The 26,604-nt window shown below is 71.1% G+C and carries 24 protein-coding genes; 14 read left to right on the top strand and 10 right to left on the bottom strand.

Features of this window, described 5'->3' with window-relative positions; all coding sequences use genetic code 11:
• Positions 1 to 245 precede the first annotated feature (245 nt).
• The 4 genes from BXA11_RS36705 to BXA11_RS36695 all read left to right on the top strand — a co-directional run bounded on the left by BXA11_RS36705 (position 246) and on the right by BXA11_RS36695 (position 2,537).
• Positions 246 to 1,403: a serine hydrolase domain-containing protein gene (locus BXA11_RS36705; RefSeq protein WP_076442129.1), complete on the top strand. Its 1,158-nt coding sequence runs from the start codon at positions 246 to 248 to the stop codon at positions 1,401 to 1,403.
• Positions 1,404 to 1,524: 121 nt separating this feature from the next.
• Positions 1,525 to 1,944 carry a CBS domain-containing protein gene (locus BXA11_RS36700; RefSeq protein WP_076442087.1) on the top strand — a complete coding sequence of 140 codons (420 nt, stop codon included), beginning with the start codon at positions 1,525 to 1,527 and terminating at the stop codon, positions 1,942 to 1,944.
• A 39-nt stretch (positions 1,945 to 1,983) separates the two neighbouring features.
• Positions 1,984 to 2,106 carry a hypothetical protein gene (locus BXA11_RS45555; protein ID WP_275409773.1) on the top strand — a complete coding sequence of 41 codons (123 nt, stop codon included), beginning with the start codon at positions 1,984 to 1,986 and terminating at the stop codon, positions 2,104 to 2,106.
• Positions 2,107 to 2,162: 56 nt separating this feature from the next.
• Positions 2,163 to 2,537: a CBS domain-containing protein gene (locus BXA11_RS36695; RefSeq protein ID WP_030511185.1), complete on the top strand. Its 375-nt coding sequence runs from the start codon at positions 2,163 to 2,165 to the stop codon at positions 2,535 to 2,537.
• A gap of 14 nt (positions 2,538 to 2,551) precedes the next feature.
• Here BXA11_RS36695 and BXA11_RS36690 read toward each other — a convergent pair whose 3' ends face one another.
• Both BXA11_RS36690 and ppsA read right to left on the bottom strand, forming a co-directional pair.
• Positions 2,552 to 2,839 carry a hypothetical protein gene (locus tag BXA11_RS36690; RefSeq protein ID WP_076442085.1) on the bottom strand — a complete coding sequence of 96 codons (288 nt, stop codon included), beginning with the start codon at positions 2,837 to 2,839 and terminating at the stop codon, positions 2,552 to 2,554.
• A 54-nt stretch (positions 2,840 to 2,893) separates the two neighbouring features.
• Positions 2,894 to 5,326: a phosphoenolpyruvate synthase gene (gene ppsA / locus BXA11_RS36685; RefSeq protein WP_076442083.1), complete on the bottom strand. Its 2,433-nt coding sequence runs from the start codon at positions 5,324 to 5,326 to the stop codon at positions 2,894 to 2,896.
• 397 nt (positions 5,327 to 5,723) lie between these two features.
• On the opposite strand from ppsA, the gene BXA11_RS36680 reads away from it, so the two are divergent.
• Positions 5,724 to 8,105, top strand: a complete 2,382-nt coding sequence (locus BXA11_RS36680; RefSeq protein WP_076442081.1) for a glycoside hydrolase family 65 protein — start codon at positions 5,724 to 5,726, stop codon at positions 8,103 to 8,105.
• 69 nt (positions 8,106 to 8,174) lie between these two features.
• Here the strand turns inward: BXA11_RS36680 and BXA11_RS36675 are convergent, their stop codons facing one another.
• Positions 8,175 to 9,125 (bottom strand): helix-turn-helix transcriptional regulator, encoded by a 951-nt coding sequence (locus tag BXA11_RS36675; protein ID WP_076442127.1) that lies wholly within the window; start codon positions 9,123 to 9,125, stop codon positions 8,175 to 8,177.
• Positions 9,126 to 9,300: 175 nt separating this feature from the next.
• Here BXA11_RS36675 and BXA11_RS36670 point away from each other — a divergent pair, with 175 nt between their 5' ends.
• Both BXA11_RS36670 and BXA11_RS36665 read left to right on the top strand, forming a co-directional pair.
• On the top strand, positions 9,301 to 9,750 hold the full coding sequence (locus tag BXA11_RS36670; protein WP_076442078.1) for a carboxymuconolactone decarboxylase family protein: 450 nt from the start codon (positions 9,301 to 9,303) through the stop codon (positions 9,748 to 9,750).
• A 153-nt stretch (positions 9,751 to 9,903) separates the two neighbouring features.
• Positions 9,904 to 10,509 (top strand): YdeI/OmpD-associated family protein, encoded by a 606-nt coding sequence (locus tag BXA11_RS36665; RefSeq protein WP_204054025.1) that lies wholly within the window; start codon positions 9,904 to 9,906, stop codon positions 10,507 to 10,509.
• Positions 10,510 to 10,610: 101 nt separating this feature from the next.
• Here the strand turns inward: BXA11_RS36665 and BXA11_RS42750 are convergent, their stop codons facing one another.
• Complete coding sequence (locus BXA11_RS42750; RefSeq protein WP_143734729.1) at positions 10,611 to 10,814, bottom strand: hypothetical protein; 204 nt, start codon at positions 10,812 to 10,814, stop codon at positions 10,611 to 10,613.
• 222 nt (positions 10,815 to 11,036) lie between these two features.
• Here BXA11_RS42750 and BXA11_RS36660 point away from each other — a divergent pair, with 222 nt between their 5' ends.
• On the top strand, positions 11,037 to 12,233 hold the full coding sequence (locus BXA11_RS36660) for a coiled-coil domain-containing protein (RefSeq protein ID WP_076442076.1): 1,197 nt from the start codon (positions 11,037 to 11,039) through the stop codon (positions 12,231 to 12,233).
• 37 nt (positions 12,234 to 12,270) lie between these two features.
• Here BXA11_RS36660 and BXA11_RS36655 read toward each other — a convergent pair whose 3' ends face one another.
• Together BXA11_RS36655 and BXA11_RS36650 are read right to left on the bottom strand one after the other, a co-directional pair.
• The gene (locus BXA11_RS36655; RefSeq protein WP_076442074.1) at positions 12,271 to 13,473 is read right to left on the bottom strand and encodes an NAD(P)/FAD-dependent oxidoreductase; all 1,203 of its coding nucleotides are present in this window, start codon (positions 13,471 to 13,473) and stop codon (positions 12,271 to 12,273) included.
• 80 nt (positions 13,474 to 13,553) lie between these two features.
• A complete protein-coding gene (locus tag BXA11_RS36650) occupies positions 13,554 to 14,495 on the bottom strand; it encodes an RNA polymerase sigma-70 factor (RefSeq protein ID WP_076442072.1) in 942 nt (313 codons plus the stop codon).
• Between the two features lie 422 nt (positions 14,496 to 14,917).
• Here BXA11_RS36650 and BXA11_RS36645 point away from each other — a divergent pair, with 422 nt between their 5' ends.
• Positions 14,918 to 16,336 (top strand): MFS transporter, encoded by a 1,419-nt coding sequence (locus BXA11_RS36645; RefSeq protein ID WP_076442070.1) that lies wholly within the window; start codon positions 14,918 to 14,920, stop codon positions 16,334 to 16,336.
• An 81-nt stretch (positions 16,337 to 16,417) separates the two neighbouring features.
• Here BXA11_RS36645 and BXA11_RS36640 read toward each other — a convergent pair whose 3' ends face one another.
• Both BXA11_RS36640 and BXA11_RS36635 read right to left on the bottom strand, forming a co-directional pair.
• Complete coding sequence (locus BXA11_RS36640) at positions 16,418 to 17,623, bottom strand: sensor histidine kinase (RefSeq protein ID WP_076442068.1); 1,206 nt, start codon at positions 17,621 to 17,623, stop codon at positions 16,418 to 16,420.
• Between the two features lie 188 nt (positions 17,624 to 17,811).
• On the bottom strand, positions 17,812 to 19,194 hold the full coding sequence (locus BXA11_RS36635; RefSeq protein ID WP_239105274.1) for an MFS transporter: 1,383 nt from the start codon (positions 19,192 to 19,194) through the stop codon (positions 17,812 to 17,814).
• A 123-nt stretch (positions 19,195 to 19,317) separates the two neighbouring features.
• On the opposite strand from BXA11_RS36635, the gene BXA11_RS36630 reads away from it, so the two are divergent.
• Positions 19,318 to 20,247: a LysR family transcriptional regulator gene (locus BXA11_RS36630; protein ID WP_076442064.1), complete on the top strand. Its 930-nt coding sequence runs from the start codon at positions 19,318 to 19,320 to the stop codon at positions 20,245 to 20,247.
• On the opposite strand, the gene BXA11_RS36625 is transcribed toward BXA11_RS36630, so the two are convergent.
• Together BXA11_RS36625 and BXA11_RS36620 are read right to left on the bottom strand one after the other, a co-directional pair.
• Positions 20,204 to 21,646, bottom strand: a complete 1,443-nt coding sequence (locus tag BXA11_RS36625) for a DHA2 family efflux MFS transporter permease subunit (protein ID WP_083744844.1) — start codon at positions 21,644 to 21,646, stop codon at positions 20,204 to 20,206. The two genes, BXA11_RS36630 and BXA11_RS36625, sit on opposite strands and share 44 nt — an antisense overlap.
• Entirely contained in the window at positions 21,646 to 22,224 is a 579-nt protein-coding gene (locus tag BXA11_RS36620) for an NADPH-dependent FMN reductase (protein ID WP_076442062.1), read from the bottom strand. Before BXA11_RS36620 ends, BXA11_RS36625 begins: the two co-directional genes overlap by 1 nt.
• 67 nt (positions 22,225 to 22,291) lie before the next feature.
• Here BXA11_RS36620 and BXA11_RS36615 point away from each other — a divergent pair, with 67 nt between their 5' ends.
• From BXA11_RS36615 to BXA11_RS36600, 4 genes are all read left to right on the top strand, one after another.
• The gene (locus tag BXA11_RS36615; protein WP_076442060.1) at positions 22,292 to 22,939 is read left to right on the top strand and encodes a TetR/AcrR family transcriptional regulator; all 648 of its coding nucleotides are present in this window, start codon (positions 22,292 to 22,294) and stop codon (positions 22,937 to 22,939) included.
• A 155-nt stretch (positions 22,940 to 23,094) separates the two neighbouring features.
• Positions 23,095 to 23,544 carry a helix-turn-helix transcriptional regulator gene (locus BXA11_RS36610; protein WP_030511164.1) on the top strand — a complete coding sequence of 150 codons (450 nt, stop codon included), beginning with the start codon at positions 23,095 to 23,097 and terminating at the stop codon, positions 23,542 to 23,544.
• 5 nt (positions 23,545 to 23,549) lie between these two features.
• Positions 23,550 to 23,960: a VOC family protein gene (locus tag BXA11_RS36605; RefSeq protein WP_076442058.1), complete on the top strand. Its 411-nt coding sequence runs from the start codon at positions 23,550 to 23,552 to the stop codon at positions 23,958 to 23,960.
• 157 nt (positions 23,961 to 24,117) lie between these two features.
• On the top strand, positions 24,118 to 26,502 hold the full coding sequence (locus BXA11_RS36600) for an ATP-binding cassette domain-containing protein (RefSeq protein WP_204054027.1): 2,385 nt from the start codon (positions 24,118 to 24,120) through the stop codon (positions 26,500 to 26,502).
• Positions 26,503 to 26,604: the final 102 nt, after the last annotated feature.

Genomic DNA, 26,604 nt, shown 5'->3' with positions numbered 1-26,604 from the left:
GCAAGACGGACGTAAACTTGTCGACAAGAGGATGGCAGTGTTCGACTCTTTGCTCCGAAGGCCTTTAACTTTGTTTACGTCTTTCTTGTTTTATCGGCAATCGTGGCGATATTGAATGGTCGCGTGCAGGTGTCAGGCGAGTGGCCCGGCTCCGCGGGACGGGCGGTCAGGCCGACCGGCAACGGACCGGGGGAGGACGGATGGAGCGAACACCGTTTCCCGCGACCGCCTCTCGCCGGGTGGTCATGGCGGTGGCGGCCCTAGCCGTGGCGCTTCTCGGCCCCCCGGCGTCTCCTCTCCCGGTCGCGGATCAGGACGGAGACCCCGCCCTGCGCGCGGTGTTGGCCGAGGCCGTGCGCCAGAACCACTATCCGGGGGCGTTGGCGCAGGCATGGAGTCGGGGGCGGACCTCCGACGTGGCGATCGGGGTCGGCGACGTCCGGACCGGCAAGGCGCCCCGGTCCGATGCGCGATTCAGAGCCGGGAGCATCACGAAGACCTTCGTCGCCACCGCGGTCCTGCAAATGGTCGCCGAGGATCGGCTCCGACTGGACGACACCGTCGAGCACTGGTTGCCGGGCCTGGTCGAGGGCAAGGGCAACGACGGCCGGCGCATCACCCTGCGGATGCTGCTGAACCATACGAGCGGCCTTTTCGACTACACCACCGACAAGGAACTGAGCCGGGCCTACGAGCGTGATCCGTCCCGCCGGCTTCCGCCTCGCGCGTTGGTTCGCGTCGCGGTCTCACACCCCCCGCTGTTCCCGCCCGGGGCGGCCTGGAACTACTCCGACACCGACTATGTCCTGCTCGGGATGGTAATCCAGCGGGTCACTGGCCGGTCGTACGCGGAAGAGATCACGCGGCGGATCATCCGGCCTCTGGGCCTGCGCTCGACCTACTTTCCCAGCGGATCCTCGTCCATGGCTCCTCCATACCTGCACGGCTACGAGATGTCGGACTCTGGCACCGTCAAGGACGCGACCGTGCTCAACACGAGCTTCGCGCCCGGATCCGGCGACCTGATCTCGACGGTCGGAGATCTGAACCGGTTCGCCTCGGCCCTGCTGGCAGGGCGTCTAATACCACAGCCTGTCCTGCGGCAGATGCTGACGCCGGTTCCCGGTTCCCGCGCGGGCTCGAATATCGACAAATACGGCCTCGGCGTGATCATCACGAAGCTCCCCTGCGGGATCACCGTGTACGGTCACGGCGGGACCCTCGACGGTTATCTCACTGGCGTGACCGCGCAGTCGGGCGGCACCCACACGCTCGCGTGGGTGATCAATGGCAGTTGGGGAGTAGAGAACCAGATCGCGCTGATGGACAAGGCCTACATCGCCGAGTTCTGCGGCCGCCGTCAGCACGCCTCCTCTTCACCGGCCGGTCCACGGCCCCGCTGACGGAGCGGGTGATGTGAAAGGTCAAGGGTATAGCGGCTACTGCTCATGGCCAGGGTGGGTATAAGGGGCCGGAACGCGAGTCATCGAATGTGTATCGGGGGCACCGATGAGCGTAACGGATATGGGCAAGAAGGCGCGGGACGTGATGCACGAAGGGGTTCAGTGCATCGGTGAACACGAAACGCTCCGTACCGCCACGCAGATGATGGCCGACCTGGGAGTCGGTGCGCTGCCCATCTGCGGGGACGACGACCGGCTCAAGGGGATCATCACTGACCGCGACATCGTGATCATGTGCTGCGCGCACGGCATGGACATCGACCGGACGACCGCCGGAGAACTGGCCCGTGGCCTGGTGTGGGTCGACGCCGACGCCAGCGTGGAGGAGGCGCTGTTCGCGATGGAGGAGCACCACATCAAGCGCCTGCCCGTGATCGCGCGTCATCGTCTGGTCGGCATCATCAGCGAGGCGGATCTGGCCAAGGAACTGCCGGACAGCAAGCTCGCGGAGTTCGTCCACCGCGTCTACGCGCTCGACTGACCGCCGGCGGCCGCACCTCCGCTGACTGAGCTGAGCGCGATGACGCGGCACAAGGCGTACGAGCTCGCCTGGGCGGCCCCTGCCGAGGCCGCCTTCGGCATGGAGCAGCTCGATTACGACCGCTACGACGGCCACTGCGGGCTCATCACGCCCACTGGCTGACCGGCGTCCCCGGGCGGTGTGGTTGGCTGGATGTGCTGGTGAAGAGGGGAGGACGCATGCGTATCGCCAACGTTTACCGTCCCCTGGTGTTCGGCTGCTCGGTGAGTGCGACGCTGCCCGAGGTGGCGCGCCGGATGACGGAGAAGAACATCGGCGCGCTCGCCGTACTCGAAGCGGACCGGGTCGCGGGAGTGATCACAGAACGGGACCTCGTGACGGCACTTGCCACATCCGACGATCCCGCCGGGCTGAGCGCGGGAATGTGCGCGTCGTCGGACATCAAGACCGCGACCTTGGATGAGGATACGCGCGAGGTGGCCCGCCGCATGCTCGACCACGGCATCCGCCACATCCCAGTGGACCAGGACGGGCGCCTGATCGGCATGGTGTCGATGCGCGACCTTCTCGCGTTGGAGACACTCGCGCCGTAGCAGCCGTACGATCTTCAGGAATAAGGGGCGGGTCCGCGTTCCGGCGGGATGAGCGCGAGCTCCAGTTCGATACACGCCTCCAGTTCCTTCTTTCCGGGCAGACGGCGCAGGCGTACGAGCATGTTCGGAATCTGCTGCCCGAGCTGGTCGAGGGCGACCACCAGAGGAGTGATGTCCCAGCGGGCGTGGCCCGGCTGGGCGCGGAGGTAGCGCGCGAGCCGGTTGTCGAATTCCCGGCGCAGCTTCTCGTCGTCGTGGACGTAGCGGATCACCAGTTCCCGGTCGTCGCCTTCGTCGATCATGAGACCTCCTGCACGTGAACGTGGCCGCCGGGCGACGGTGTGGGACGCCGGCACTCAGGCCGGCGGCCACGACTGCGTTCCGCGGACCGCTGGGGCAGGTTCCCGGCGCTCCTGTGCGCGTTCGGCCGCGGCGACGTTCTCCTTCACGGAGAAGAAGCTGTCCGGCGCGACGGAGATCGAGTCGATGCCCGCCTCGACCAGGAACCGGGCGAAGTCCGGGTCGTCGCTGGGACGCTGTCCGCAGAGCCCGACCTTGCGCCTCTTTGCGTGCGCGGCCGAGATGAGGTGCTCGATGCTACGGGTGAGGGCGGGATTGCGTTCGTCGAACAGATGCGCCAGCTCGGCGGAGTCCCGGTCGACCCCGAGGGTGAGCTGGGTGAGGTCGTTGCTGCCGATGGAGAACCCGTCGAAGCGATCGGCGAACTCCTCCGCCAGGATGATGTTGGCCGGGATCTCGGCCATGGCGTAGACCTCCAGGCCGCCTCGGCCCCGCCCCAGCTTCTCCTCGGCCATGACCCCCAGGACCCGGTCGGCCTCCTCGACCGTACGGCAGAACGGGATCATCACGATGACGTTGGTGAGACCGATGCGCTCCCGCACCCTGCGGATGGCGCGGCATTCGAGGGCGAAGCCCTCCCGGTACCCCTCCGTGTAGTAGCGGCTGGCCCCGCGCCACCCGAGCATCGGGTTCTCCTCGTGGGGCTCGAACCGCCGCCCGCCGACGAGCCGGGCGTATTCGTTGGTCTTGAAGTCGCTCATTCGCACGATCACGGGGTCGGGCCAGCGGGAGGCGGCGATGCGGGCGATGCCGTGGGCCAGCCGCTCGACGAAGTACTCGGTCAGGTCGTCGTAACCCCGGGTGAGCTCGGTGATCCTCCGAAGGGCGTCCTCCTCGACGCGGCCGGGGTGCACGAGTGCCATGGGGTGGATCTTGACGTGGTTGTTGACGATGAACTCCATCCGCGCCAGGCCGACGCCGTCCGCGGGCAGCCGCCACCACCGGAAGGCCGCGGCGGGGTTGGCCAGGTTGAGCATTACCTTGGTCGCGGTGGCCGGGATGTTCTCCAGGCTGATCTCCTCCTCCTCGTAGTCGCGCAGGCCCTCGTAGACGTGGCCCTCGTCGCCCTCCGCACAGGAGACGGTCACCGTCATGCCGGCACCGAGCAGGGCGGTCGCGTCGCCGGTGCCGATGATCGCGGGGACGCCGAGTTCGCGGCTGACGATGGCGGCGTGAGAAGTGCGGCCGCCGTGGTCGGTGACGATCGCCGCGGCCCTCTTCATGATCGGCTCCCAGTCGGGGTCGGTGATCTTCGTGACGAGCACCGATCCGGTCACGAAGTCGTCGATCTGCGCCGCGCTGGTCAGATTGCACACCGGCCCTGCCGCTATCGCGTCTCCGATGGCCAGCCCCTTCACCAGTGGCTCGACCATGGGTTCCCCGGCGGCGCGGATGCGGTAGGTGCGCAGCAGCGACGCCTCCCGGCGCCGGTGGACGGTCTCCGGGCGGGCCTGGACGAGGAAGATCTCGCCGGTCCTGCCGTCCTTGGCCCATTCCATGTCCATCGGGGTGCCGTAGTGGTCCTCCACCGCGGCGGCCCACCGGGCCAGCAGCAGGATCTCCTCCTCGTCCAGCGCGTACCGGACCGCCTCTTCCTCGGATGTGTCGAGCTGACGGGTTCCTCCCGCCGCGTCGTAGACCACCTTGCGTTCCTTGCGGCCCCGGGTCTTCGACACGATGGGGCACAGGCCCGGGTCGCCGAGGAGCGGCTTGAACACCACGTACTCGTCGGGATCCACCCTGCCGCCGACCACCGTCTCGCCCAGCCCCCAGGAGGCGTCGATCAGAACCGACCGGGGGAAACCGGTCTCGGTGTCGATCGAGAACATCACCCCGGCCGCGCCCAGGTCGGAGCGGACCATGCGCTGCACCCCGACCGACAGGGCGACGTCCAGGTGACCGAACCCGCTGTCCTCCCGGTAGCTGATCGCCCGGTCGGTGAACAGGGACGCGTAACAGCGCAGACAGGCGCCGAGCAACGCCGCCGCACCGCTGACGTTGAGGTAACTCTCCAGTTGCCCGGCGAAACTGGCCTCCGGCAGGTCCTCCGCGGTCGCGCTGCTCCGGACCGCGACATCCGGGTCGATGGTCGCCAGGCGATCGGCCAGCTCACCGTATGCCTCCTCGGCGGCTTCGACGACCGCTGCCGGAAGCTCGGCCGCCAGGAGGGCGTCGCGTATCGCACGGCCGACGACCGGCAGGTCGGCCCCTCGGTGCAGGCGGCCGATCTGCTCCGCGATCACCTCGTCAAGCCCGTTCACCTGGATGAACCGGCGATACGCCTCTGCGGTGAGGGCGAAGCCCTCCGGCACGCGAACCCCCGACTGGCCCAGGTTGCGCGTCAGTTCCCCCAAGCCCGCGTTCTTCCCGCCCACCAGGCCGACGTCCGTACGGCCCAGCTCGGCGAACCACCTGACCAACCGCGACATGGCGCACCTCGCCGAGTGTCGACTACGAGAGTCCCTCCCACCCTTGGCCTCGTGCGGCTGGTGAGGTAGAGGACTTCGTCTCCCGCCTGCGGACGAACGTCCCGGGCACGCCCCCGACCGGACTCGGTCAGGAGCCGGCGGGACGACTCAGGACGTCGCACGTGGAATCACATCGGTCCGTGGGTACGGAGCCAGGAATCGGAGCGTCCCGTGCGCCAGTGCCTCGAACATGAGCGGAAGAACCGGACCTGGGAGGCGATGACGGCACCGGCTTACGGGCGCCCGCGCGGCGGAGCCTATGGCACCCGGGAGTCGCCGCGTCGACCCGCCACCGGAGGCCAGGCGCCGCCTGGACCTCCCGCTCGGATTGACCGGGGCAGGTCCGAGAGGAGCTGCGTTGAATCCGTGGTCACTGACTTATGAGGGGTTCGATCCCGGTCACGAGGGACTGCGCGAGGCGCTGTGCGCGCTGGGCAACGGCCGATTCGCCACGCGAGGTGCAGCACCAGAAGCCGCGGCCGACGCCGTCCACTACCCGGGGACGTACGTTGCCGGGTGCTACGACCGGCTCACCTCTAACGTCGCCGGCCACGAACTGACCAACGAGGACATGGTCAACCTGCCGAACTGGTTGCCGCTGACCTTCGCGACACCCGGCTCCGAGTGGTTCTCACCCAGCACGACGGACCTGCTCCGATATCGGCAGGAGCTGGACATGCGCCACGCCGTCCTGCACCGGCTGATTCGTTTCTGCGACCCCGAGGGCCGCATCACGTCGGTGCGGCAGCGCCGTCTGGTCTCCATGGCCGACCCCTACCTGGCCGCCCTGGAGACGAGCTTCACGGCCGAGAACTGGTCGGGTCCTCTCCGCGTACGCTCCGGCCTGGACGGGCGCGTGGCCAACAGGGGAGTGGCCCGATACCGCGAACTACGCGGCGACCACCTGACGCAGCACGCGACGGGGACCTGTGCGCCCCTGACATGGCTGCGCGCGCGGACCCGCTCCTCCGGCATCGAGGTCGCCCTGGCCTCCCGGGTCGACACTTCTGCGAGCAGCGGAGGTGAGCCCGAGGTCGAGCGGCACGACGATCACGTCATGGAGACACGCGTCTTGCGGCTGGAACGGGGCCACCCGGTCACGGTCGCCAAAACGGTGGCGCTCACCACATCGCGCGATCTCGCGATCGCCGATGCGACCTCGGCCGCGCTGCGGCGGGCCGAACTCGCGCCGGGGTTCGGCGAACTGCTGCGACAGCATGAGATCGCCTGGCGTGACCTGTGGGAACGGGCCCGGCTCGACGTGACGGGCCCGCGCATCCTGCGGGACATCCGCCTGAACACCTTCCATCTGCTGCAGACCCTGTCACCGCATGCCGCCGACCTCGACATGGGTGTGCCCGCACGTGGCCTGCACGGCGAGGCGTACCGGGGACATGTGTTCTGGGACGAGCTGTTCGTGCTGCCCTGGCTGAGCCTGCGGTTCCCCGAGATCGCCCGCGGGCTGCTTCGCTATCGCCTGCGGCGGCTCCCGGAGGCGCGGGCAGCCGCCCGCGCCGCGGGCCTGCGCGGGGCGATGTTCCCCTGGCAGAGCGGCAGCGACGGCCGCGACGAGACCCCGCGGTTCCACCTCAACCCCCGCTCCGGCCGGTGGACACCCGACCACACTCACCTGCAGCGGCACGTCGGGCTGGCCATCGCCTACAACGCCTGGCAGCACTACGCGATCACCGGCGACATGGAGTTCCTCGCCGGGACGGGCGCCTGCCTCCTGGTCGAGATCGCCCGCTTCTTCGCCTCACTGGCGCGGCTCAACCCCCTGTCCGGCCGCTACGAGATCCAGGGAGTGATGGGGCCGGACGAGTACCACGACGGCTATCCCGGCGCGGCGTCCCCGGGGCTGGACAACAACGCCTACACCAACATCATGACGGTGTGGCTGCTGCTGCGCGCCCGTCAGGCGCTCGACCTGATGCCGCAACGCGCGCGGGAGGACCTGCGCCGCCGTCTCGGTCTGACGGATGTGGAGACCGAGCGCTGGGAGGAGATCACCCGGCGGATGCGCGTGGACTTCCACGACGGCGTCATCAGCCAGTTCACCGGGTACGAGCACCTGGCGGAGCTGAACTGGGACCGTTATCGCGGCGTGCGGCGGCTGGACCGGGCGCTGGAGGCCGACAACGACAGTCCCAACCGCTATCGGGCGTCGAAGCAGGCCGACGTGCTCATGCTGTTCTACCTGCTCACGGCCCGGGAGGTGCGGCAGATCCTCGACCGGCTGGGCTATCCGGCGGCACCCGGCCTGACCCGCCGCACCATCCGCTACCACCTCTCCCGCACCTGCCACGGTTCGACCCTGAGCGCCGTGGTGCACGCCTGGGTGCTGGCGCGATCCGACCGCATCGGCTCATGGCGATTCTTCACCGAGACGCTGACCGGCGACATCACCGACGTACAGGGAGGTACCACCGCCGAGGGCGTCCATCTGGGCGCCATGGCCGGCACGCTGGACCTGGTCCAGCGCTGTTACCTCGACCTCGAGGCCCGGCCCGACGGCCTGCACCTGAACCCGGTGCTCCCCGAACAGCTCACCACGCTGTCGCTGTGCCTCCGCTATCGAGGCGCGGAACTCGCCATCGAGGCCGATCCCACCCGCGTGCGGATCACCCGGGCCGATGACGGCCCTACCGCCCTGGATTTCGTGGTGCACGGCCACCACGCCCGGCTTCGGCGCGGCGACAGCCGCACCTTCCCGTTCCCGGAACGGAGGCACGACGGCTGACCGGCTTGGCACGGAGACCCGGCCGGGCGAAGCCGGCACGGTGAAGACTCGATTATCGGGGTGTTCGGGCTACTGGTTGTCCTCGAGGAGTTGTTGCGTGCGGGCGAGGAATGCCTGGCGGACCTCTTCTGGGTGCAGTATCCGGAGTGGCCGGCCGAGGCTGAGCAGGTAGCGGGCCAGGCCGTCGGCGTCCGGCCCGCCGATGTCGATGATCGTGGCGTCATCGCCGTCCGGGTGGTGGACGCCGACCGTCGGTGGTACCAGCCTGCGGGCCTCATCGGCCGGTACGGCCAGGCGGATGGTCACCCGCACCGGGTAGGGCCTCAGCGCGACGCCCGTGCTGACCATCTGTGCCGGATCTGGCGGGTCGGGCAGGGCGGTGGCCTGCCCGGTGGCTGTGGCATCGATGATGCGATCGGTGCGGAAGGTTCGCCAGTCCTGCCGCGTCAGGTCGTAGGCGAGGAGATACCAGCGGCGGCCGGTGTAGATGAGCCGGTAGGGGTCCACACTGCGGGTGGACGTCGTTCCGGCCCCGTCGCGGTAGGTCAACTGGGTGCGTTCGCCTCGCCGGCACGCGGTGGCCAGGTCGAGCAGCAGCGCGGGGGAGATCTGGCTGTCGTCGGGTCGTGCGGTGTGGGTGAACGCGGCGTCCAACTCGCCGAGCCGGTCGGCGATCCTGGCCGGCAGCACCTGGCGCAGTTTCAGCAGCGCCGACAGGGCTGCCTGGTCGCTGCCGGAGACTCCGCTGAAGGCGGCGGTGCGCAGCCCGACGGCGACCGCGAGGGCCTCCTCCTCGTCAAGGATCAGTGGCGGGATGCTGGTGCCTGGCCCGAGGTGGTAGCCGCCCCATGGGCCCATCTCCGATTCGATGCCGTAGCCGAGTTCACGTAGCCGGGCGATGTCCCGGCGAACCGTCCGTTCGGTGATCTCCAGCTGGGCTGAAAGATCAGCGCACGTCCAGGACCGCCGTGTTGACAGCAAAGACAGCAGCCGCAGCAGCCGCGCCGAGGTGTTGACCACGGCCAACAGTTTGCTCGATAACCAGGACCGTTTCTGACCGGGTCACACCGTAATGTCGCCGGCATGGCCGAGAACGCCTCGGCCGAAAAGTCCATTACGGCCACGATGACCTCCGCCAAGGTGCGCCAGCGGACGGGCCCGGATGGACGCACGTAACCGACGAGGAGCAGGACCCATGGAAGCACGCATGAAGAGCGTGGCGAGTCCCGACCTGATCACAGCGATCCAGCATCTGCAGAAGGCGATTCACGCCGGTGGCGTCGACCCGCTCGTGCTCGAACTGGTCCATCTGCGGGCCAGCCAGATCAACGGCTGCAGCCCGTGTGTGTTCGCCGGCGTTCAGACGGCGAAGAAGCATGGAGAGACCGAGGAGCGGCTGCACAGCGTGGTCGCCTGGCGCGAGGCCCCGTTCTTCACCGAAGAGGAGCGGGCGGCGCTCGCGCTGACCGAGGCCGCCACCCGAATCCAGGACGGCGCGCCGGGCGTGACCGACGAGATCTGGGACGCCGCTGTCACCCACTTCGACGAGAAGCAGATGTCCGCGATCATCCTGAACATCGCACTCACCAACTTCTTCAACCGGATCAACCACACGATCCGGGAGCCGGCCGGCAAGACCTGGTGAAGGCGGGCGGGCGTCATCCGTCCAGGGGGCCCGGTGGCGACGCGGCGAAGGACGTGATCGGCCGGCTCCACCGCTGATCGATCCAGCGCCACTTCCGGCAGGCCCCCGTCCTGGGCCCCACCTTCGGGTGACCGCCGACAACCCTAGGGACACATGACGATGAGCAACGAACTACCGGAACTGACCGTTACCGGTGCCCAAGCCTGGCGGGAGTGGCTCAGCACGCACCACGACAGCTCGGCAGGGGTGTGGCTGGTCCTCGCCAAGCAGAACACGACCGGGCCCACCAGCCTGACCTATGACCAGGCGCTCGACGAAGCCCTGTGTCACGGCTGGATCGACGGCCGGCTACGACGGCGGGACGAGACCACCTTCTACCGGCGCTTCACCCCTCGCGGAAGGCAGAGCCCCTGGTCAGCGCGGAACGTCTCCATCGTCACCCGCCTGATCAGCGAGGGCCGGATGCATCCGGCCGGGATGACCGAGGTCGAACGCGCCAAGGCCGACGGCCGCTGGGACACGGCCTACGCGGGACAAGCCGGCATCGAGGTGCCGGCCGACCTGACCGCCGCACTGGCCGCGAATCCGCAGGCACAAGCGATGTTCGACATCCTCACCTCCCAGAACCGCTACACCGTTCTCTATCGGATCGCGAACGCCAAACGCGCCGAGACCCGAGCCCGCCGTATCACCCAGTTCGTCGACATGCTCGCCCGCGGCGAGACGTTCCACCCGCAAAAGCGCGCCCTCGGCAGTTGAATGCCGGCCCACTCCTCTCCCCGCCTCGCTCCTCCACGCCCACGCACGTGGCGGCTCGGCGTTCGGCCAGACCCGGAACCTTGCCCAGCCCCTAAGAACCGTCATGGGCGCAGGCTCGGCTCAGCAGCAGCCGGACGCAAGGGGCGCCAGCCGAATCTGTCGAGTATGGCGAGCTCGGCTTCGACGTCGACGGCGATGACGCCGAAGAAGCTGACGCTCCAGCGCCTGGTTGGTGGACTGGCGGCCCACCACCAGCCCAGGAACCGGCGCTGGAGCAGTTCCCGCTGGACCGGGCGATGGAGCACGGATCGCCGACGCTGTCGTTCCATCTGGTGGGTGAGTGACTGATCGCGGCGAAGGTGCTCCGGCCGGGTGTGGTCACCCCGGCGGCGGGGAGAGAGCGCCCCGTTCGATAGCTTGCGAGAATTACCCATCTCCCAAGTTATGAGGCCGAGTTCGGCGCGCAACAGATAGCTCTTTTCTATTTTTCATTTCCAGAAAATCGAAAATTCGGTACGCTGGCCGCCGTGACGAGCTCCGTGACCATCACCGCGTGCAAGCACTGCGGCGCGCCCATCGAGCAGCCGATCCGGCGGGGGAGGCCGCGGGAGTACTGCCCGGACGGCGACTGCCAGGCGGCGGCCAAGAGGGAGCGGGAGCTGCGCCGCGCCACACCGGGCCTGGAGGGCGCGCTGGCGCGGGTGGAAGACCTGTACGAGCGCATGGAGAAGGGCCTGTCCGCGGCGATCGAGCCGCTGGCGCAGGTGCTCGCCCAGGAGCTGAGTCCTGCGGGAGTCGAGGCGAAGCTGAGCGCGATCCAGGCCGAGGCGCACACGAGCGTCGCCATCGCCCGCGCCGAGCGCGAACAGGCGCTGGAGCAGGTGCGGCTGGCCCGCGAGGCCGCCGAGGAGGCCCGGCGGGAGACGGAGGAGGCCCGCCGCCGGACGGAGGAGGCCTACGCGGAGCGGGACACCGCCTTCGCCGACGCGGAAACCGCCCGCGAGCAGGCCCTGGCCGCGCTGCGGGAGGCGGCGAGCACGGAACGGCGGGCCAGGCAGGAGGCCGACCAGGCCGTTCGCCGGGCCGAGGTCGCCGAGACCGCCCGCGAGCAGGCCGTACGCGAACTGGCCGACCGGGTCGACCGGGCCACGGCCGAGGTCCGCGTGGCCCGGGAGCAGGCCGAGCAGGCCGTCAGGGAACGCGACGAGGCGCAGGCCGGCGCCCGGACGGCGCGGGCGGAGGCGGAGCTGGCCCGCCGCGCGCATCGTGAGGCCGAGCAGTCCAGCGCCGCCGCGGTGGCCCGCGCCCAGGCGGCCGAGGCCGAACGCGACCGCGCGGTGGCGCGTGCGGAGGCCGAACGCGACCGGGCCGTGGCGCAGGCCCACGACGAGCGTGACCGGGTGCTGGCCAGGGCCGAGGCGGCGGAGGCGGCCCGGGAGCAGGCCGTCACGGAGGCCGCCCGGCTGCGCGCGGAGGCGGCGCAGGCCGAGGCGCGCGCCGGCGCGGCCGGAGCGGAGGCCGCCCGGGCGGAGCGGGACGCACGGGCCGCCACTGCCGAGCGGGAGCAGACCAAGGCGGAGCTGTCCTTGGAACGGGCCCGGCTGGCCGACCTGCGCGCGCAGCTCGACGTGGCCCGGGCCGAGGCGGCCCAGCTGCGCGAACGCGCGGTCGCCGCCGAGCTGCGGCTGCGCCAGGAGGCTCCCGAGCCCCCGCCCGGGCCGTGACGACGCTCCGTCGTCTCCTCTCGCCGCCCGTTTGGCACTACGCCGTCGCCTTGACGGCCGAGCCCGCCGCGGCCGGCGTTCCCGTGACGCGGCGGCGCCGGACCGGCAGCCCGAACGTCGGGTTGGCGACGCCCCAGGCGGCGCCCTTGCAGACCAGCTCCTTGTAGACGGCGGCCAGCCGCCCGGTCAGGACCGCCCCCACGGAGCGGTCGTCGGCGGTGACGTACTGGATCAAGCCGTTCCTGCGGCCCAGTGAGATGCACTGGTTGACGTAGCGGATCGGAACGTTCGGAAGCTTCCCGCCGGTCAGACGGGCCGCGATCGCCTCGGCTGCCTGCCAGGCCGCCAGAGTTCCCGAGGCGCACGACATGCGCAGCGGCTTGTTCCCGGGGCCCATCGCCATGGCCGCGTCGCCGACGGCGTACACGTCCGGGTGCGAGACCGAGCGCATGGTCGCGTCGACCACGATCTGGCCGGTGCCGGTGACCTCCAGGGTGGTCGCCCTGACGATCGGGTGGACCGCGAAGCCGGTGGCCCACACGGTGACCGCGGCGGGGATGGCCGTGCCGTCGGCGGTGGTGACGCGGTCGGCGTCGACGCCGGTGACGGCGGTGTTCTCGTGCACGGTGATCCCGAGCGTGCCGATGACCTTCCGCAGGTGCGCGCGGCCCTTCGGCGACAGCCAGTCGCCGAGAACGCCGTCGACGGCGAGTGTGACGTCGAGGTCCGGGCGGGCCTCGGCGATCTCGGTCGCGGCCTCCAGCCCGGTCAGGCCGCCGCCGACGACGACCACGGTCTGCCCGGCATCGAGGCGGGCCAGGCCCTCGCGCAGCCGCAGCGCTCCGGGCCGGCCGGCGATCTCGTAGGCGTGCTCGGCGGTCCCGGGGACCCCCTGGAAGTTCCAGCCGCTGCCGAGGGCGTAGACGAGCGTGTCATAGGGGAGTTCTTCGACCCCGGCGCCGTTCACGTCGGCGACGGTGACGGTCTTGCGGTCGGCGTCGAGGCCGGTGACCTTCGCGAGCTTCAGCTCGACGCCGGTGCCCGCGAACATCTCGCTGAACGGCCGGGGCTTGAGGTCCTGGCCGGTCGCCAGCTGGTGCATGCGGACGCGTTCGACGAAGTCGGGTTCGGCGTTGACGAGGGTGATGGCGGCGTCCTCGCGGTGGAGCCGCTTGGCCAGGCGCCCGGCGGCGATGGCTCCGGTGTATCCGGCTCCGAGGACGATGATGCGGTGCTGCATGCCCGTGCTCCTGTCTGCGTGATGTGCCACCTGAACCGGGCAGCACGCGGATTCCTGACAGGAAGGCGATGTGACGTGCCTCACACAGTGAACACGGGCTCCCCGTGGACGGCGGCGGCCCACTGCGCGGTCGCGCGTTCGAGCTTGTCCGGGTTGACCTGGCTGCGCACCCCGGTGATCCCGTCGGCGGTGATTTCCAGGCACATGACGCCGACGACCCGGCCGCCCACGACGGCCACGACGGCGGGCTCGTCGTTGGCGGTCCAGAGGTAGATCTCGGACGTGCCGCCGACCAGTTCGCGCTTGGCCTCGCCGGGTCTGAACAGGCCGCGCAGGAACTTCGCGACCGCGACGGCGCCCGTGAACGCCTTGGCGCGGGCCGGGATCTTCCCGCCGCCGTCGCCGATCGCGACCGCGTCCTCGGTGAGCAGGCCCACGAGCGGCTCGATCCGGCCTGTGGTGGCGGCCGCCAGGAACTCCTCGACGATGCGACGGGCGGCGGCCTTGTCGGCCGAGGTGCGGGCCTTGCCGTCGGCGACGTGCTTCTTGGCACGGTGGAAGATCTGCTGACTGGCGGCCTCGGTGATGTCGAGGATCTCGGCGATCTCCCGGTGCGGGTAGTCGAAGGCCTCCCGCAGCACGTACACCGCCCGCTCGTTGGGGGACAGGCGCTCCATGAGGGTGAGGACCGCGTACGAGACCGATTCGCGCTGCTCGGCGGTGTCGGCCGGGCCGAGCATCGGGTCCCCGGCGAGCAGCGGCTCGGGAAGCCACTGGCCCACATAGGTCTCGCGGCGCGCCCGGGCGGAGGTGAGCTGGTTGAGGCACAGGTTGGTGAGGACCTTCGTCAGCCAGGCCTCGGGGACCTCGACGCGTTCGACGTCGGCGGCCTGCCAGCGTAGAAACGTCTCCTGCACGGCGTCCTCGGCCTCGCCGGCGGAGCCGAGGAGGCGGTAGGCGATGGCCTCCAGTCGCGGCCTGGAGGCCTCGAACCGGTCGACGTCGTTCACGGTCAAGGGCATGACCCGATCCTAGGTCGGGCCGCGTCGAAGCGCCGCCGCCGCATCCGCCTCGCGGTTGTCCGTCCGTACGCATCGTGAGCAGGCCGGTCGTCTGGTCTCGGCCATGGGGCGCCGGGAGGGGGGCCGAGATCCGGCGGCACGACCGCTGACCAGGGGAGATATAGGGGGCGAGCGTAGACTGAAGCAGTTCTGAAACAGAACAAGCGGTAGGAGTTCGTCTGGGGCGCGCGGCTCTCCGCAACCGGTGACGAAGCGCCGGTGAAGAGCGACCGCGGGAGCATCGTGTCGCACAGCCAGATGGGGGATCTCGCTGTGACATGCAATTTCACCGACCCGCACGACAACCCTCCCGTCTCTGCCGTCAGCGGCCGCGGCCCGGCCGGGGCACCGGGGCAGGCGAGGTGCCTGCGCGCTGAGCGGCCATGGCTCGACTGCTGAGAGAACGACCCCGTCCGGCACGTGTGCGGGAACACCCGTACGCGCCGTGGTTCGCCGTGGGCTCAGTGTGCATCGGCGCGTTCATGGGGCAGTTGGACGCGAGCATCGTCACGTTGATCTTCCCGGCCCTTCAGCGCGGGTTCCATGCGCCACTGGCGGCGGTGCAATGGGTGGCGCTGGCCTACCTGCTCACCGTGGTCGCCCTGCTGGCCGGTGCGGGACGCCTGGCCGACGTCGCAGGCCGCAAGCTGGTCTATCTGCACGGGTTCGTCGTCTTCACCGCCGCGTCGGCGGGGTGCGGGTTCGCGCCGTCACTGCCCGTCCTGGTCGCGTGCCGGGTGGTGCAAGCGGCGGGAGCGGCGATGTTGCAGGCCAACAGTGTGGCTTTGGTGGTGACCAGTGTCCCCCGGCGGCGGGCGCGGGCCGCGCTGGGCACGCAGGCGGCCGCCCAGTCGCTGGGGCTGGCCGTCGGCCCGTTGGTGGGCGGGCTGATCGTCGGCCTGGTGGGCTGGCGGTGGGTGTTCTGGATCAACGTGCCCATCGGGCTGGTGGCCGTCGTCGCCGGCCGCTACCTGCTGCCCCGCACCCGCGAGCGTGCTCACGGCGGGGCCTTCGACGTGGCCGGTCTGGTCCTGCTCGCCTGCGCCGCTTCTGGCCTGCTTCTGGCCGCCTCGGCCGCATCCGGCCTGGGGTGGCCGCCATGGGCGATCGCGGTCCTGCTGGCCGCTGCCGTCATATCCGCTTTCGCGCTGCGGAGCAGGGAACGCCGGGCGGACACTCCGCTGCTCGACCTGGGCATGGTGGGTGACGCCGCCGTGGCGCGGGGTCTGGCCGGCGCGCTGTGTGGCTATCTCGTCCTGTTCGGCCCGCTGGTGCTCATGCCACAGGTGTTGCTCCCCGCCGGATTGAGCGAGCCCCATACCGGTCTGGTGCTCAGCGCTCTGCCGGCCGGGTTCGCGGTTGCCGCGCTTTGGGGTGATCACCTGTTGCCGCGCCGGTGGGGCAACAGGCCGCGTTGCCTGACCGGCGCCGTGGCGGCTACCGCGGGGGTCGGGCTGGCGGCGGTGGAGCCTACCTCGCCCGGCCTGCTCGCCGTCTTCCTCGGTGTGCTGGGCGCGGGTCTTGGCGTGTTCGTCCCGGCCAACAACGCCGCAGTCATGGCCGCAGTGCCGGCGCGGATGTCGGCGACCACCGGAGGGCTGATCAACATGGCACGTGGTGTGGGGACCGCGCTGGGCATCGCCGTTGTCACCCTCGCCCTGTACACGGCGGGAGGAGCCGGTGTGACCGGGGCTCGCCTCGCGCTGGCAGGGCTCGGGGGCGCGGCGCTCGGCGCCGCCCTGACCACTGTCGCGCCGTCCCGGCAGGACCCCATCCGCAACGGGGAAGGTGATCCTCGGTGACCTCGACCACTGGCCCTGCTCAGCACCGTCGCGGTGCTTCTTGTCGCAGTGAGCCTGCTTCTACGATAAGGGCACGGGTTCTCAGGAGCAGCGCTCCGTGACGAGGGGGAGACGCAGGACGACACAGGCGCCGCCGTGGTGCTCGACGGCGTACAGCCGGCCGCCGTGCTCCCGGGCGATCTCCCGCGCGATGGACAGGCCGAGCCCGGAGCCGCGGGGATCCCGTGCGCGGGCCTCCTCCCGGCGGTAGCCGCGTTCGAAGACGCGTTCGCGGTCCTCCGGCGGGATGCCGGGGCCGTCGTCGATGAGTTCGAGGACCGCGTCGGGAGGGTCGGCCGTGACCACTACCTCGATCCTGGTGTGAGCGTGCCGCTCGGCGTTGGCCAGCAGGTTGCCCAGCAGGCGGGCCAGGCGGATCGCCGAGGCGCGTACGCACACGTGCGGGTCGAGGTGGGTGAGCACGGCGGCGCACGGGGCGCGGCGGTCGAGCTCCTCGACGACGAACCCGGCGAGGTCGATCAGACACTCGTCCTCGTGTGTCTCGCTGTCGAGGCGGGCGAGGTCGAGCAGGTCGGCCACGATGTCGTTGAGCCGTTCCGCGTCGCGCAGCAGCTTGCGCAAGATCCGCTGCAGGTCGATGCCGGGTTCGGACAGCGCGACCTCCAGCTCGGTGAGCAGGCCGGTGATGGGGTTGCGCAGGTCGTGGGAGGCGTCGTAGACCAGCCGCCGCTGCCGTTCGATGGCCTCGCGCAGGGCGGCGGTCGTCTCGCACTGCTCCCGGTGCGCCCGCCTGAGCTGGTCGTTGAGTGTCTGCAGGTGCAGGGCGAAGGAGTCCTGCTCGCCGCCCCCACCGGCGCACCGCAGCGCGCGGACGAAGTCGGTGACCTCCTCGCTGCTGAGGAGGATGTATCGGACCTCGCCGTGCGGGCCGAGCACGGGAGCGTTGACCGTGCTCCAGTAGCGCTCCTCGAACACCCCGGGCCTGTCCGCCGACTCGATGTCGTACCTCTGCAGGGGCATGAAGTCGCGGCGTCGGGTGGTCAGCACCTGTTCCAGGGAGGTCCGCAGGATCCGCGCACCCTGCTGCTCGGAGTCCTGGGCCGCCGCGGGATTGGGCGGGAAGACGTCGAACAGGTTGCGGCCCACCATGTCCCGCGCGTCGCGCCCGGACAACGTGAGACAGACGTCGTTCATGGCGAGCACGACGAAGTCGGTGGTCAGCAGAATCGACAGGGCCTGGCCGACCCTGAACACCGCCTCATAGTCGATCTCTGACCTCGTGACCACGGTGCCCGTCCCGCAACCCCGTCTTCCAGCGCCCGCGCTCGCCATGACTCCAGGCCACCCCGTCCGGCGGCCGCGTCATGTCCCATTCCCGCAAGAACGCTGGTCAACGGCGTACGGCACCGAAGGGGCGACGCAAAAAGCGATGAACGCGCCCGCCGCCATCACGAGGACCGGCCATCCGCGGCCCCTCATCCGGCCGGACGCCGGGCCGTCCACCCGACGGCGACGGCCGCCGCGGCGCAGACCGCGGCCGGCACGACCAGCGCGTACGCCGCGCCGTGGTGTCCCTGATCGGGAACGCTGACGGTCACGAACGCGCCCGTCACGGCCACGCCGATCGTGGCGCCGCACTGCCGGGCCGCGTTGAGCAGCCCACCGGCCACGCCGGCGGCGCCTTCGGGAGCCGAGGTCACGATCATCGTGGCCAGGGCGGGCAGCGCGAACGACACACCGAAGCCGGTGGCCACCAGCCCGGCCAGCAGGAACGGATAGGAGGCGCCCGCCCAGACGGCCGTGCCGAACGCGACACCGCCGGCCGCGAGCAGGCCGAGCCCTGCCAGCACCGGCGGCCGGGCCCCCGACCTGGCGACGATCCTGCCGGTCAGCAGCGGATTGACGGCGAAGGGCAGCGTCATGGGCAGGAGCGCCGCCCCGATCTGCCCCGGCGTCAGGCCCAGCGCCTGCTGGAGGAGCAGCGGCAGCACGAACAGCACCCCGCTCATCGCGAAGTTGACCGCCGCCCCCGCCAGCAGCGCGCCGGGGACGCCGGGTGCCCGCAGCACGGCGGGCGCCAGGACCGGGGCATGGCCGCGCCGCTCCCGTACGGCGAAGGCGCACACCGCCACGGCCGTGGCACCCGCCGACCAGGCGGTATGGACGAAGGAGCGGGCGCCGAGCGCGATCAGCGCGTCGGTCAGCAGCGCCACCGCCGCGCAGGCCAGGATCTGGGCGGCCCAGTCGATGCGCTGGTCGCCGCGCGGGCAGCGTACGGCCGCTCCGGCGGTGAGCGCGAGGGTGACGGCGGCGAGCGGGACGTTGAGCACGAAGATCGCCCGCCAGCCCGCCAGGTCGGTCAGCGCCCCTCCGGCCACCGGACCCGCCACGAGCGCGGCGCCGCTGGTCGCCGCCCAGACGGCCACCGCCCTGGCCCGCTCGGCCGGCACCGGGTACAACCGGGCGATCATGGCCATCGAGGCGGGGACACAGCCCGCCGCCGCCAGGCCGAGCAGCGCCCGCAGCCCGACGAGCGCCCACAGCGACGGCGCGAGCGCGCTCAGCAGGCTGCCGAGGCCGAAGGCGGCGACGGCCACCCGGAACACGCGGTGCGCGCCGTACCTGTCGGCCACCGACCCGGCCGTCAGCAGCGCGGCGCCGAACACGAGGGTGTAGCCGGTCACGGTCCACTGCAGGCCCGCGACGCCCGCGCCGCCGAATGATCGGGCGAGGTCGGGCTCGGCGACCGACAGGGCGGTGGTGTCGAGCAGCACCATGAAGTAGCCGAGCGCGATCCCGGCCAGTGCGCGGGCCCGGGCGGGCGCCGCCGGGGGAGCGGCGGAGACAGTAGACGTCACGAGGGAACTCCAGGAGGTAGACAACCTGGACGTCACTGTGGCGTCGGCCGCCGAACGGCTCCACCGGCCGGGCCGCAGGCCGCATTCGGAATAACCGAACGCTCCGGGCCTGTTCGGTGCGTCATGGAACTGCGGCAGTTGCGCACCTTCGAGGCGGTTGTGGCACATCGGACGGTCACCGACGCCGCCGTCGCCCTGGATCTCGCGCCGTCGTCGGTGTCGGAGCAGATCAGGAACCTGGAACGGGACCTCGGAGTCGCGCTGTTCGAGCGGGGGCCGCGGGGGATGCGCCCGACCGCCGCGGGGGAGCGCCTGCGCGGCTGGGCGCGCCGCCTGCTGGACCAGGCCGACCAGGCCAGGCACGACGTCGCGCAGGCCCGCCCGGTGCTGCGGCTCGGCTCCCTGGAGACGATCGCCGCCGTGTATGTGCCCGCGGTCCTGGCCCGGCTGGCCGAGCGCCGTCCCGACCTGGTGGTGGAGGTGCGGTCGGACGGCGTCCGCGACCGTCTCCTGGACGCGGTCGCCGCCGCGGACCTCGACGCGGCGCTGCTGCTCGACGCCGGAGACGATCTGGGCGGGCTCGGCTTCGGCGCGCCGGCCGCGCCGCTGGCCTTCCTCGACCTCGATCCCGTGCCGCTCGCGCTGGTCGCCGCGCCCGACCATCCGCTGGCCGCCGCGTCCCGGCTGCGCAAGGAGGACCTGTACGGCCGGCGGCTGCTGGTCAACGTGCCCGCCTGCTCGTTCTGGCTGGCGGGGGAGCGCCTGCTGGGCGACCGGGTGGAGCGGGTGCGGGCGGGCGGCGTGCCCGTCATGCGGGCGTGGGCCGAGCGCGGCCTCGGGATCGCGCTGCTGCCGTGGTTCGCTGTGGCCGACCGGGTCGCGGTCGGCGCCCTTGCCCGGCTCGCGTTCGACGTCCCCGGCCTGAATCTGCGCCTGGTGTGGCGGGCCGACCGTGAGACCCTCCCGGGCATGCGCGAGATCCTCTACGCGAGCGCCGCCTCCGAGGCGGTCAGCCTCCCTCCGCCCGCCGGCCACGGCGCTGCGCCGCGGTGAGCCACACCGCACCGGCGAGGCTGAGCACGGAGGCGGCGGTGAGCCACCCGAAGGCGGTATGGAAAGCACCTTCCACGCCGAGGGGCAGCCGGGCGGTGAGCACCACGGCGAAAACGGTCCCGCCGAGCGCGCCGCCCAGCCGTTGCAGGATGTTGACCTGCGTGGTGGCGTCCGCGAGCTGCTCGGGGGCGACCGCCTGATAGGCCGCGATGCCGGCCGGCGTCACTGCGAGCGCGAGGGCCATGCCGCGCAGCAGCAGCAGGCCCTCCACCACGGCCGGGTTCATGTCCATGCGGAGCAGCGCGAACGGCACGGTGGTGGCCACGGCGGCGAGGCCGCCGTACACGCTGACGATGCCGCCGCCGAACCGGTCCACGAGCCGGCCGCTGACCGGCAGGAGCAGGGCGGTGCCGAGGCCGAGCGGAATCAGCGCCAGCCCGGTCCCGGTCACCCCGGTGTCCCGGCCGAGCTGGAAATACAGCGGGAACAGCAGTGTGGCGCCGAACATCGCGGCCCCGGTCAGCGCGGCGGTCGCCGTGGCGGCCGCGTACGCCGGATTGGCGAACAGCCGCAGGTCGAGCACCGGGTGGGCGGTGCGGCGCGCGTGCCGGGCGAACGCGGCGAGTGCGAGGGCGCCGGCGGCGACCGGCCCGAGCGCGCCGCCGAATCCACTGCCGGATCCCCCTGAGGAGACGCCGCGCGCGCCCCAGGCGCTCAGGCCGTAGATCAGGAGCGGGACGCCGGCGGCGACGAGCAGCAGCCCCGGCCAGTCGAGACTCGCCGGGCGCACGGCCGGCCGATCGCGCGGCACGTGACGCACGCCGAGATACAGGGCGAGCGCGCCGAGGGGGAGGTTGACCAGGAACAGCCACGGCCAGGGGCCGAGGTGCAGGAGGACGCCGCCGAGGGCCGGGCCGAGCGCGGGTGCGAGCGTGACCGCGATGCCGAGGGTCGCCATCACGCGGCCGAGGCGATGCGCGCCGACCGCCTGGCCGAGCACGGTCTGCCCGGCGGGCAGGAGCAGGCCGGCGGTGAGCCCCTGTGCGACGCGGAACGCGACCAGCCAGCCGATATCGCCTGCGAGGGCGCACAGCCCGGAGGTGAGGGTGAAGCCGCCGAGCGAGGCGAGCCAGACCGGCCCGGCGCCGTACCGCCGCACGAGCCAGCCGCACGCGGGCAGCGACAGGCCCAGGGCGATCAGGTACCCGTTCGCCACCCACTGGGCGTCGCCCAGGCCGGCGCCGAGATCCGTCGCGATCGTGCCGAGGCCGACGTTGACGACCGAGGTGTCGAGCTGGCTCATGAACGCGCCGAACGCCATCACCAGGGCGAGCCGCCAGACGGGCCAGGAGATGGGCGCGTCGGCGGCCCTCGTGCCACCGGTGGGGGGAGCGGTCATCACGCGGCCGCCGGACGCCGGACGGCCCGCAGCGCGGCGCCCCAGGCGGTGAGCTGGTCGAGCAGGACGTCCAGCTCCCGATCCCGCCCGGGTCCTGGGGTGAAGTCCTCGCCGTCGAAGTCCGCCGCCAGCGACAGCGCCACCTGCGCCCGGACGTCGGCGACCTGCAGCTCGCCCATGACCACGCGCAGGTGCTCGACCGCGCGGGCCCCGCCCGCGTCGATGCCGTAGCTGACGAAACCTGCGGCCTTGTTGTGCCACTCCCGGTACAGGTAGTCGATCGCGTTCTTCAACGGGCCGGGGATCGACCGGTTGTACTCGGGGGTCACGAAGACGTACGCGTCGAAGCGCGCGATCGCGTCCGCCCACGCCTTCGTGTGGGGCCTGTCGTAGCGTCCGTGGGCGGCCGGCCAGGGCTCGTCCAGCACCGGCAGGTGGTAGTCGGCGATGTCGACGAGCTCGGTGGCGAGGCGCTCTCGGCGCGCGGCCCGCCCCTGCACCCAGCGGGCGACGGCCTCGCCCCGGCGACCCGGCCGGACGCTTCCCACGATGACGGCGAGAGTGAGTTCGGGCTGCATGACGTCTCCTCCAGAGGTAAAGTAAACCGTGTACGGCAAAAATTAGCGTAACCCCGACGGAGGACATGTGGACGGGTCGGATCGGCCGGAGGGTCCGAGACGTGGAAGACCGGCCAAGGACGAGGCGATCACCCGGGCCGCCCGCGCCGTCTTCGGACGCGACGGGTACGCCCGCACCACCACCGACGCCATCGCCCGCGAGGCGGGCGTCTCGACCCGCACGCTCTACAAGCATTTCGGCAGCAAGGAGCGGTTGTTCTCGGTCGTGCTCGCCGAGAGCGCGGCCCGGGTCGCCGACGCCTTCGCCGAGTACGTCGAACGCGGGCTGCGCGAGGCGAGCGGGCCGGAGGAGCGGCTCGTCGCGGTCGGCCGCGCCCTGGTCGCCCATCGCGTCGACTTCCCCGAACACTTCGCGCTCGTGCAGATGATCAACACGGAGGGCCCGCACTTCCCCCGCGAGCTGCTGGAGGAGTGGCAGGAGGCAGGACCGCTGCGCGTACGGGGCGAGGTCGTCCGCCGCCTGGAGGAGCTGACCTCCGAGGGCCTGCTGCGGATCTCCGACCCGCGCCGGGCGGCGCTGCACTTCATCGCTCTGGCGACGTTCGAGGCCTCCACCCGGTCAGCGGAGGGACCGCTCACCGGAGAGGAGATCACGGACATGGTGGCCGCGGGCGTACGGGCCTTCCTGGACGGATACCGCAGCGCGGAGGGCTGAACGGCGGCCCGGCTCCCGCCGCTCGCCACCGCGGCTCCGGGCGGGTGCCCGGAGAGCCCTCCCCGCCGCCGTGATCGGAATGCGCCGCAGGTCAGGCCATGGATGTTGGCTGGCCGGCACGACGAATTGTCGGTGGCGCGACGTAGGCTTCTCGCGTGAGCAGCAGACCCGCCTCAGAGCAGCACCTGCGCGATCTCGCGCTGCTGCGCCGAGTCCGTGACCGGATCGACAGGGAGTACGCCCAGCCGCTGGACGTCGAGGCGCTCGCCCGCGGGGTGAACATGTCCGCCGGGCATCTCAGCCGTCAGTTCCGGCTCGCCTACGGAGAGTCGCCGTACAGCTATCTGATGACCCGGCGGATCGAGCGCGCGATGGCGCTGCTGCGCCGCGGCGACATGAGCGTCACCGAGGTCTGTTTCGCGGTCGGCTGCTCATCGCTGGGCACCTTCAGCACCCGCTTCACCGAGCTGGTCGGGGTGCCGCCCAGCGCCTACCGGCGCCAGGCGGCGAGCGCGACGGCCGGGATGCCGCCCTGCGTGGCGAAACAGGTGACCAGGCCCGTCAGGAATCGAGAAGCACGAGTCGCCGAGCCGCAGCTAGCGTGACTGCCATGGACGTCACCATTCACTCGGCCTTCCTCCCGCACAACGACCCCGACACGGCCCTGGCCTTCTACCGCGACGTCCTCGGTTTCGAGGTCCGTGGCGACGCCGGATACGGCGGGATGCGCTGGATCACCGTCGGCCCCGTCAACCAGCCGGGCACCTCCATCGTCCTGTACCCGCCGGGCGGCAACCCCGGCGTCACCGACGACGAGCGCCGCACCATCGGCGAGATGATGGCCAAGGGCACCTACGCCATGATCACCCTGTCCGCCGGGGACCTCGACGGCCTCTTCGAACGGCTGGAGGCCCGCGGCGCCGAGATCGTGCAGGAGCCGATGGAGCAGCCGTACGGGGTTCGCGACTGTGCCGTCCGCGATCCCGCCGGCAACCTGATCCGGATCAACGAGCTGCGCTGAGCCGGCCGCGCCCTGCTGACGGACCCTACCGCCGGGCCCGCGTTCCCCGCACCGGCGCGAGAACCAGACGTACCGCTCGAAGCTGGTTAGATCGAGCCTGGCGACGACGGAGACCGCCGAGGCTGCCCCGCCTGAAGACATGGAGAGCACGATAAGCATGGCCACGAGGACGGACGCGCAGTCCCCTGCGCTGCACGTTGCCGACACCCACGATCTGATTCGCGTCTACGGTGCGCGTGAGAACAACCTCAAGGACGTCAGCATCGAGATCCCGAAGCGCCGGCTCACGGTGTTCACCGGCGTCTCCGGCTCGGGCAAGAGCTCGCTGGTGTTCAGCACGATCGCCGCCGAGTCGCAGCGGCTGATCAACGAGACCTACTCCGCCTTCGTGCAGGGGTTCATGCCGACGCTGTCTCGTCCCGAGGTCGACGTGCTCGACGGGCTGACGACCGCGATCGTCGTCGACCAGGAGCGGATGGGTCCCAACCCCCGCTCCACGGTCGGCACGGTCACCGACGCCAACGCGATGCTGCGCATCCTGTTCAGCCGGCTCGGCCGGCCGCACATCGGCTCGCCCCAGGCGTTCTCCTTCAACGTCGCCTCGATCAGCGGAGCGGGCGCGGTCAAGTTCGAGCGCGGCGGCAAGACCGTGAAGGAGCGGCGCGAGTTCAACGTCACCGGCGGCATGTGCCCGCGCTGCGAAGGACTGGGCCGGACCTCCGACATCGACCTGTCCCAGCTGTACGACGACTCCAAGTCGCTCAACGACGGCGCGCTCACGATCCCCGGCTACAGCGTCGACGGCTGGTACGGCCGCATCTTCAGCGGCTCCGGGTTCTTCGACCCCGACAAGCCGATCCGCGACTTCACCAAGGCCGAGCTCGACGACCTGCTCTACAAGGAGCCGACCAAGATCAAGGTCGACAACATCAACCTCACCTACGAGGGCCTGATCCCGCGCATCCAGAAGTCGATGCTGTCCAAGGACAAGGAGGCGTTGCAGCCGCACGTCCGGGCGTTCGTGGAGCGGGCGGTCGCGTTCACGACCTGTCCCGAGTGCGGCGGCACCCGGCTCAGCGAGGCCGCCCGGTCGTCGAAGATCAAGGGGATCAGCATCGCGGACGCCTGCGCGATGCAGATCAGCGACCTGGCCGCCTGGATCCGCGATCTCGACGAGCCGTCGGTCGCGCCGCTGCTCACCACGTTGCGGCAGCTCCTCGACTCGTTCGTGGAGATCGGGCTGGGCTACCTGTCCCTCGACCGGGCGTCGGGCACGCTGTCCGGCGGCGAGGCGCAGCGCGTCAAGATGATCCGCCACCTCGGCTCCTCGCTCACCGACGTCACCTATGTCTTCGACGAGCCCACGACGGGCCTGCACCCGCATGACATCCAGCGGATGAACGACCTGCTGCTGCGGCTGCGGGACAAGGGCAACACGGTGCTGGTCGTGGAGCACAAGCCGGAGATGATCGCGATCGCCGACCACGTCGTCGACCTCGGCCCCGGCGCCGGGACGGCGGGCGGCACGGTCTGCTTCGAGGGCACCGTCGAGGGGCTGCGGACCAGCGGCACCGTCACCGGCCGCCATTTCGACGACCGGGCGGCCCTGAAGGAGGCGGTGCGCAAGCCCACCGGCACGCTGGAGATCCGCGGCGCGACGGCGAACAACCTGCGTGACGTCGACGTCGACATCCCGCTCGGGGTGCTCGTCGTCGTCACCGGAGTCGCCGGGTCGGGCAAGAGCTCGCTCATCCACGGGTCGGTCCCCGCCGGAGCGGGTGTGGTGTCGGTCGACCAGGGCGGCATCCGCGGCTCGCGGCGCAGCAACCCGGCGACCTACACCGGACTGCTCGACCCGATCCGCAAGGCGTTCGCGAAGGCCAACGGGGTGAAGCCGGCGTTGTTCAGCGCCAACTCCGAGGGCGCCTGCCCCGCCTGCAACGGCGCCGGCGTCATCTACACCGACCTGGCGATGATGGCGGGGGTGTCCACCACCTGCGAGGAGTGCGAGGGGAAGCGGTTCCAGGCGGCGGTGCTGGAGCACAAGCTCGGCGGGCGCGACATCAGCGAGGTGCTCGCGATGCCGGTGGCCGAGGCCCAGGAGTTCTTCGGCTCCGGCGAGGCGCGCACGCCCGCCGCGCGCGCCATCCTCGACCGCCTCGCCGACGTCGGGCTCGGCTACCTCACCCTCGGCCAGCCGCTCACCACGCTGTCCGGGGGCGAGCGGCAGCGGCTCAAGCTGGCCACCCACATGGCCGACAAGGGCGGCGTCTACGTCCTCGACGAGCCGACCGCCGGCCTCCACCTCGCCGACGTCGAGCAGCTGCTCGGGCTGCTGGACCGGCTGGTCGACTCCGGCAAGTCGGTCATCGTGATCGAGCACCACCAGGCGGTCATGGCACACGCCGACTGGATCATCGATCTGGGTCCCGGCGCCGGTCACGACGGCGGCCGGATCGTCTTCGAAGGCACGCCGGCCGACCTCGTCGCCGCCCGCTCCACCCTCACCGGCGAGCACCTGGCGGCCTACGTCGGCGCCTGACCGTGAGCGCCGACTCCGGTGGCGAGGCCTTCAGCCAATCGGAGCCCGGAAGCTGCCCGGAAACCCCACGCGCAACAAAAGGTTGCGTTGACGGAGTGTGCC

Origin of the sequence: Microbispora rosea (assembly GCF_900156315.1) — a bacterium.
GTDB classification, from domain to species: domain Bacteria; phylum Actinomycetota; class Actinomycetes; order Streptosporangiales; family Streptosporangiaceae; genus Microbispora; species Microbispora rosea.
Note: the sequence above shows the minus strand (reverse complement) of the source record. Positions and strands in the feature narration are given on the sequence as shown.

Excerpts from the sequence above, each read along its gene's own strand:
- BXA11_RS36705 (WP_076442129.1), top strand. The coding sequence starts at position 246 with ATGGCGGTGGCGGCCCTAGCCGTGGCGCTTCTCGGCCCCCCGGCGTCT.
- BXA11_RS36700 (WP_076442087.1), top strand. The coding sequence starts at position 1,525 with ATGGGCAAGAAGGCGCGGGACGTGATGCACGAAGGGGTTCAGTGCATC.
- BXA11_RS45555 (WP_275409773.1), top strand. The coding sequence starts at position 1,984 with ATGACGCGGCACAAGGCGTACGAGCTCGCCTGGGCGGCCCCTGCCGAG.
- BXA11_RS36695 (WP_030511185.1), top strand. The coding sequence starts at position 2,163 with ATGCGTATCGCCAACGTTTACCGTCCCCTGGTGTTCGGCTGCTCGGTG.
- BXA11_RS36690 (WP_076442085.1), bottom strand. The coding sequence starts at position 2,839 with ATGATCGACGAAGGCGACGACCGGGAACTGGTGATCCGCTACGTCCAC.
- ppsA (WP_076442083.1), bottom strand. The coding sequence starts at position 5,326 with ATGTCGCGGTTGGTCAGGTGGTTCGCCGAGCTGGGCCGTACGGACGTC.
- BXA11_RS36670 (WP_076442078.1), top strand. The coding sequence starts at position 9,301 with ATGGAAGCACGCATGAAGAGCGTGGCGAGTCCCGACCTGATCACAGCG.
- BXA11_RS36665 (WP_204054025.1), top strand. The coding sequence starts at position 9,904 with ATGACGATGAGCAACGAACTACCGGAACTGACCGTTACCGGTGCCCAA.
- BXA11_RS36655 (WP_076442074.1), bottom strand. The coding sequence starts at position 13,473 with ATGCAGCACCGCATCATCGTCCTCGGAGCCGGATACACCGGAGCCATC.
- BXA11_RS36650 (WP_076442072.1), bottom strand. The coding sequence starts at position 14,495 with ATGCCCTTGACCGTGAACGACGTCGACCGGTTCGAGGCCTCCAGGCCG.
- BXA11_RS36645 (WP_076442070.1), top strand. The coding sequence starts at position 14,918 with ATGGCTCGACTGCTGAGAGAACGACCCCGTCCGGCACGTGTGCGGGAA.
- BXA11_RS36630 (WP_076442064.1), top strand. The coding sequence starts at position 19,318 with ATGGAACTGCGGCAGTTGCGCACCTTCGAGGCGGTTGTGGCACATCGG.
- BXA11_RS36625 (WP_083744844.1), bottom strand. The coding sequence starts at position 21,646 with ATGACCGCTCCCCCCACCGGTGGCACGAGGGCCGCCGACGCGCCCATC.
- BXA11_RS36620 (WP_076442062.1), bottom strand. The coding sequence starts at position 22,224 with ATGCAGCCCGAACTCACTCTCGCCGTCATCGTGGGAAGCGTCCGGCCG.
- BXA11_RS36605 (WP_076442058.1), top strand. The coding sequence starts at position 23,550 with ATGGACGTCACCATTCACTCGGCCTTCCTCCCGCACAACGACCCCGAC.
- BXA11_RS36600 (WP_204054027.1), top strand. The coding sequence starts at position 24,118 with ATGGCCACGAGGACGGACGCGCAGTCCCCTGCGCTGCACGTTGCCGAC.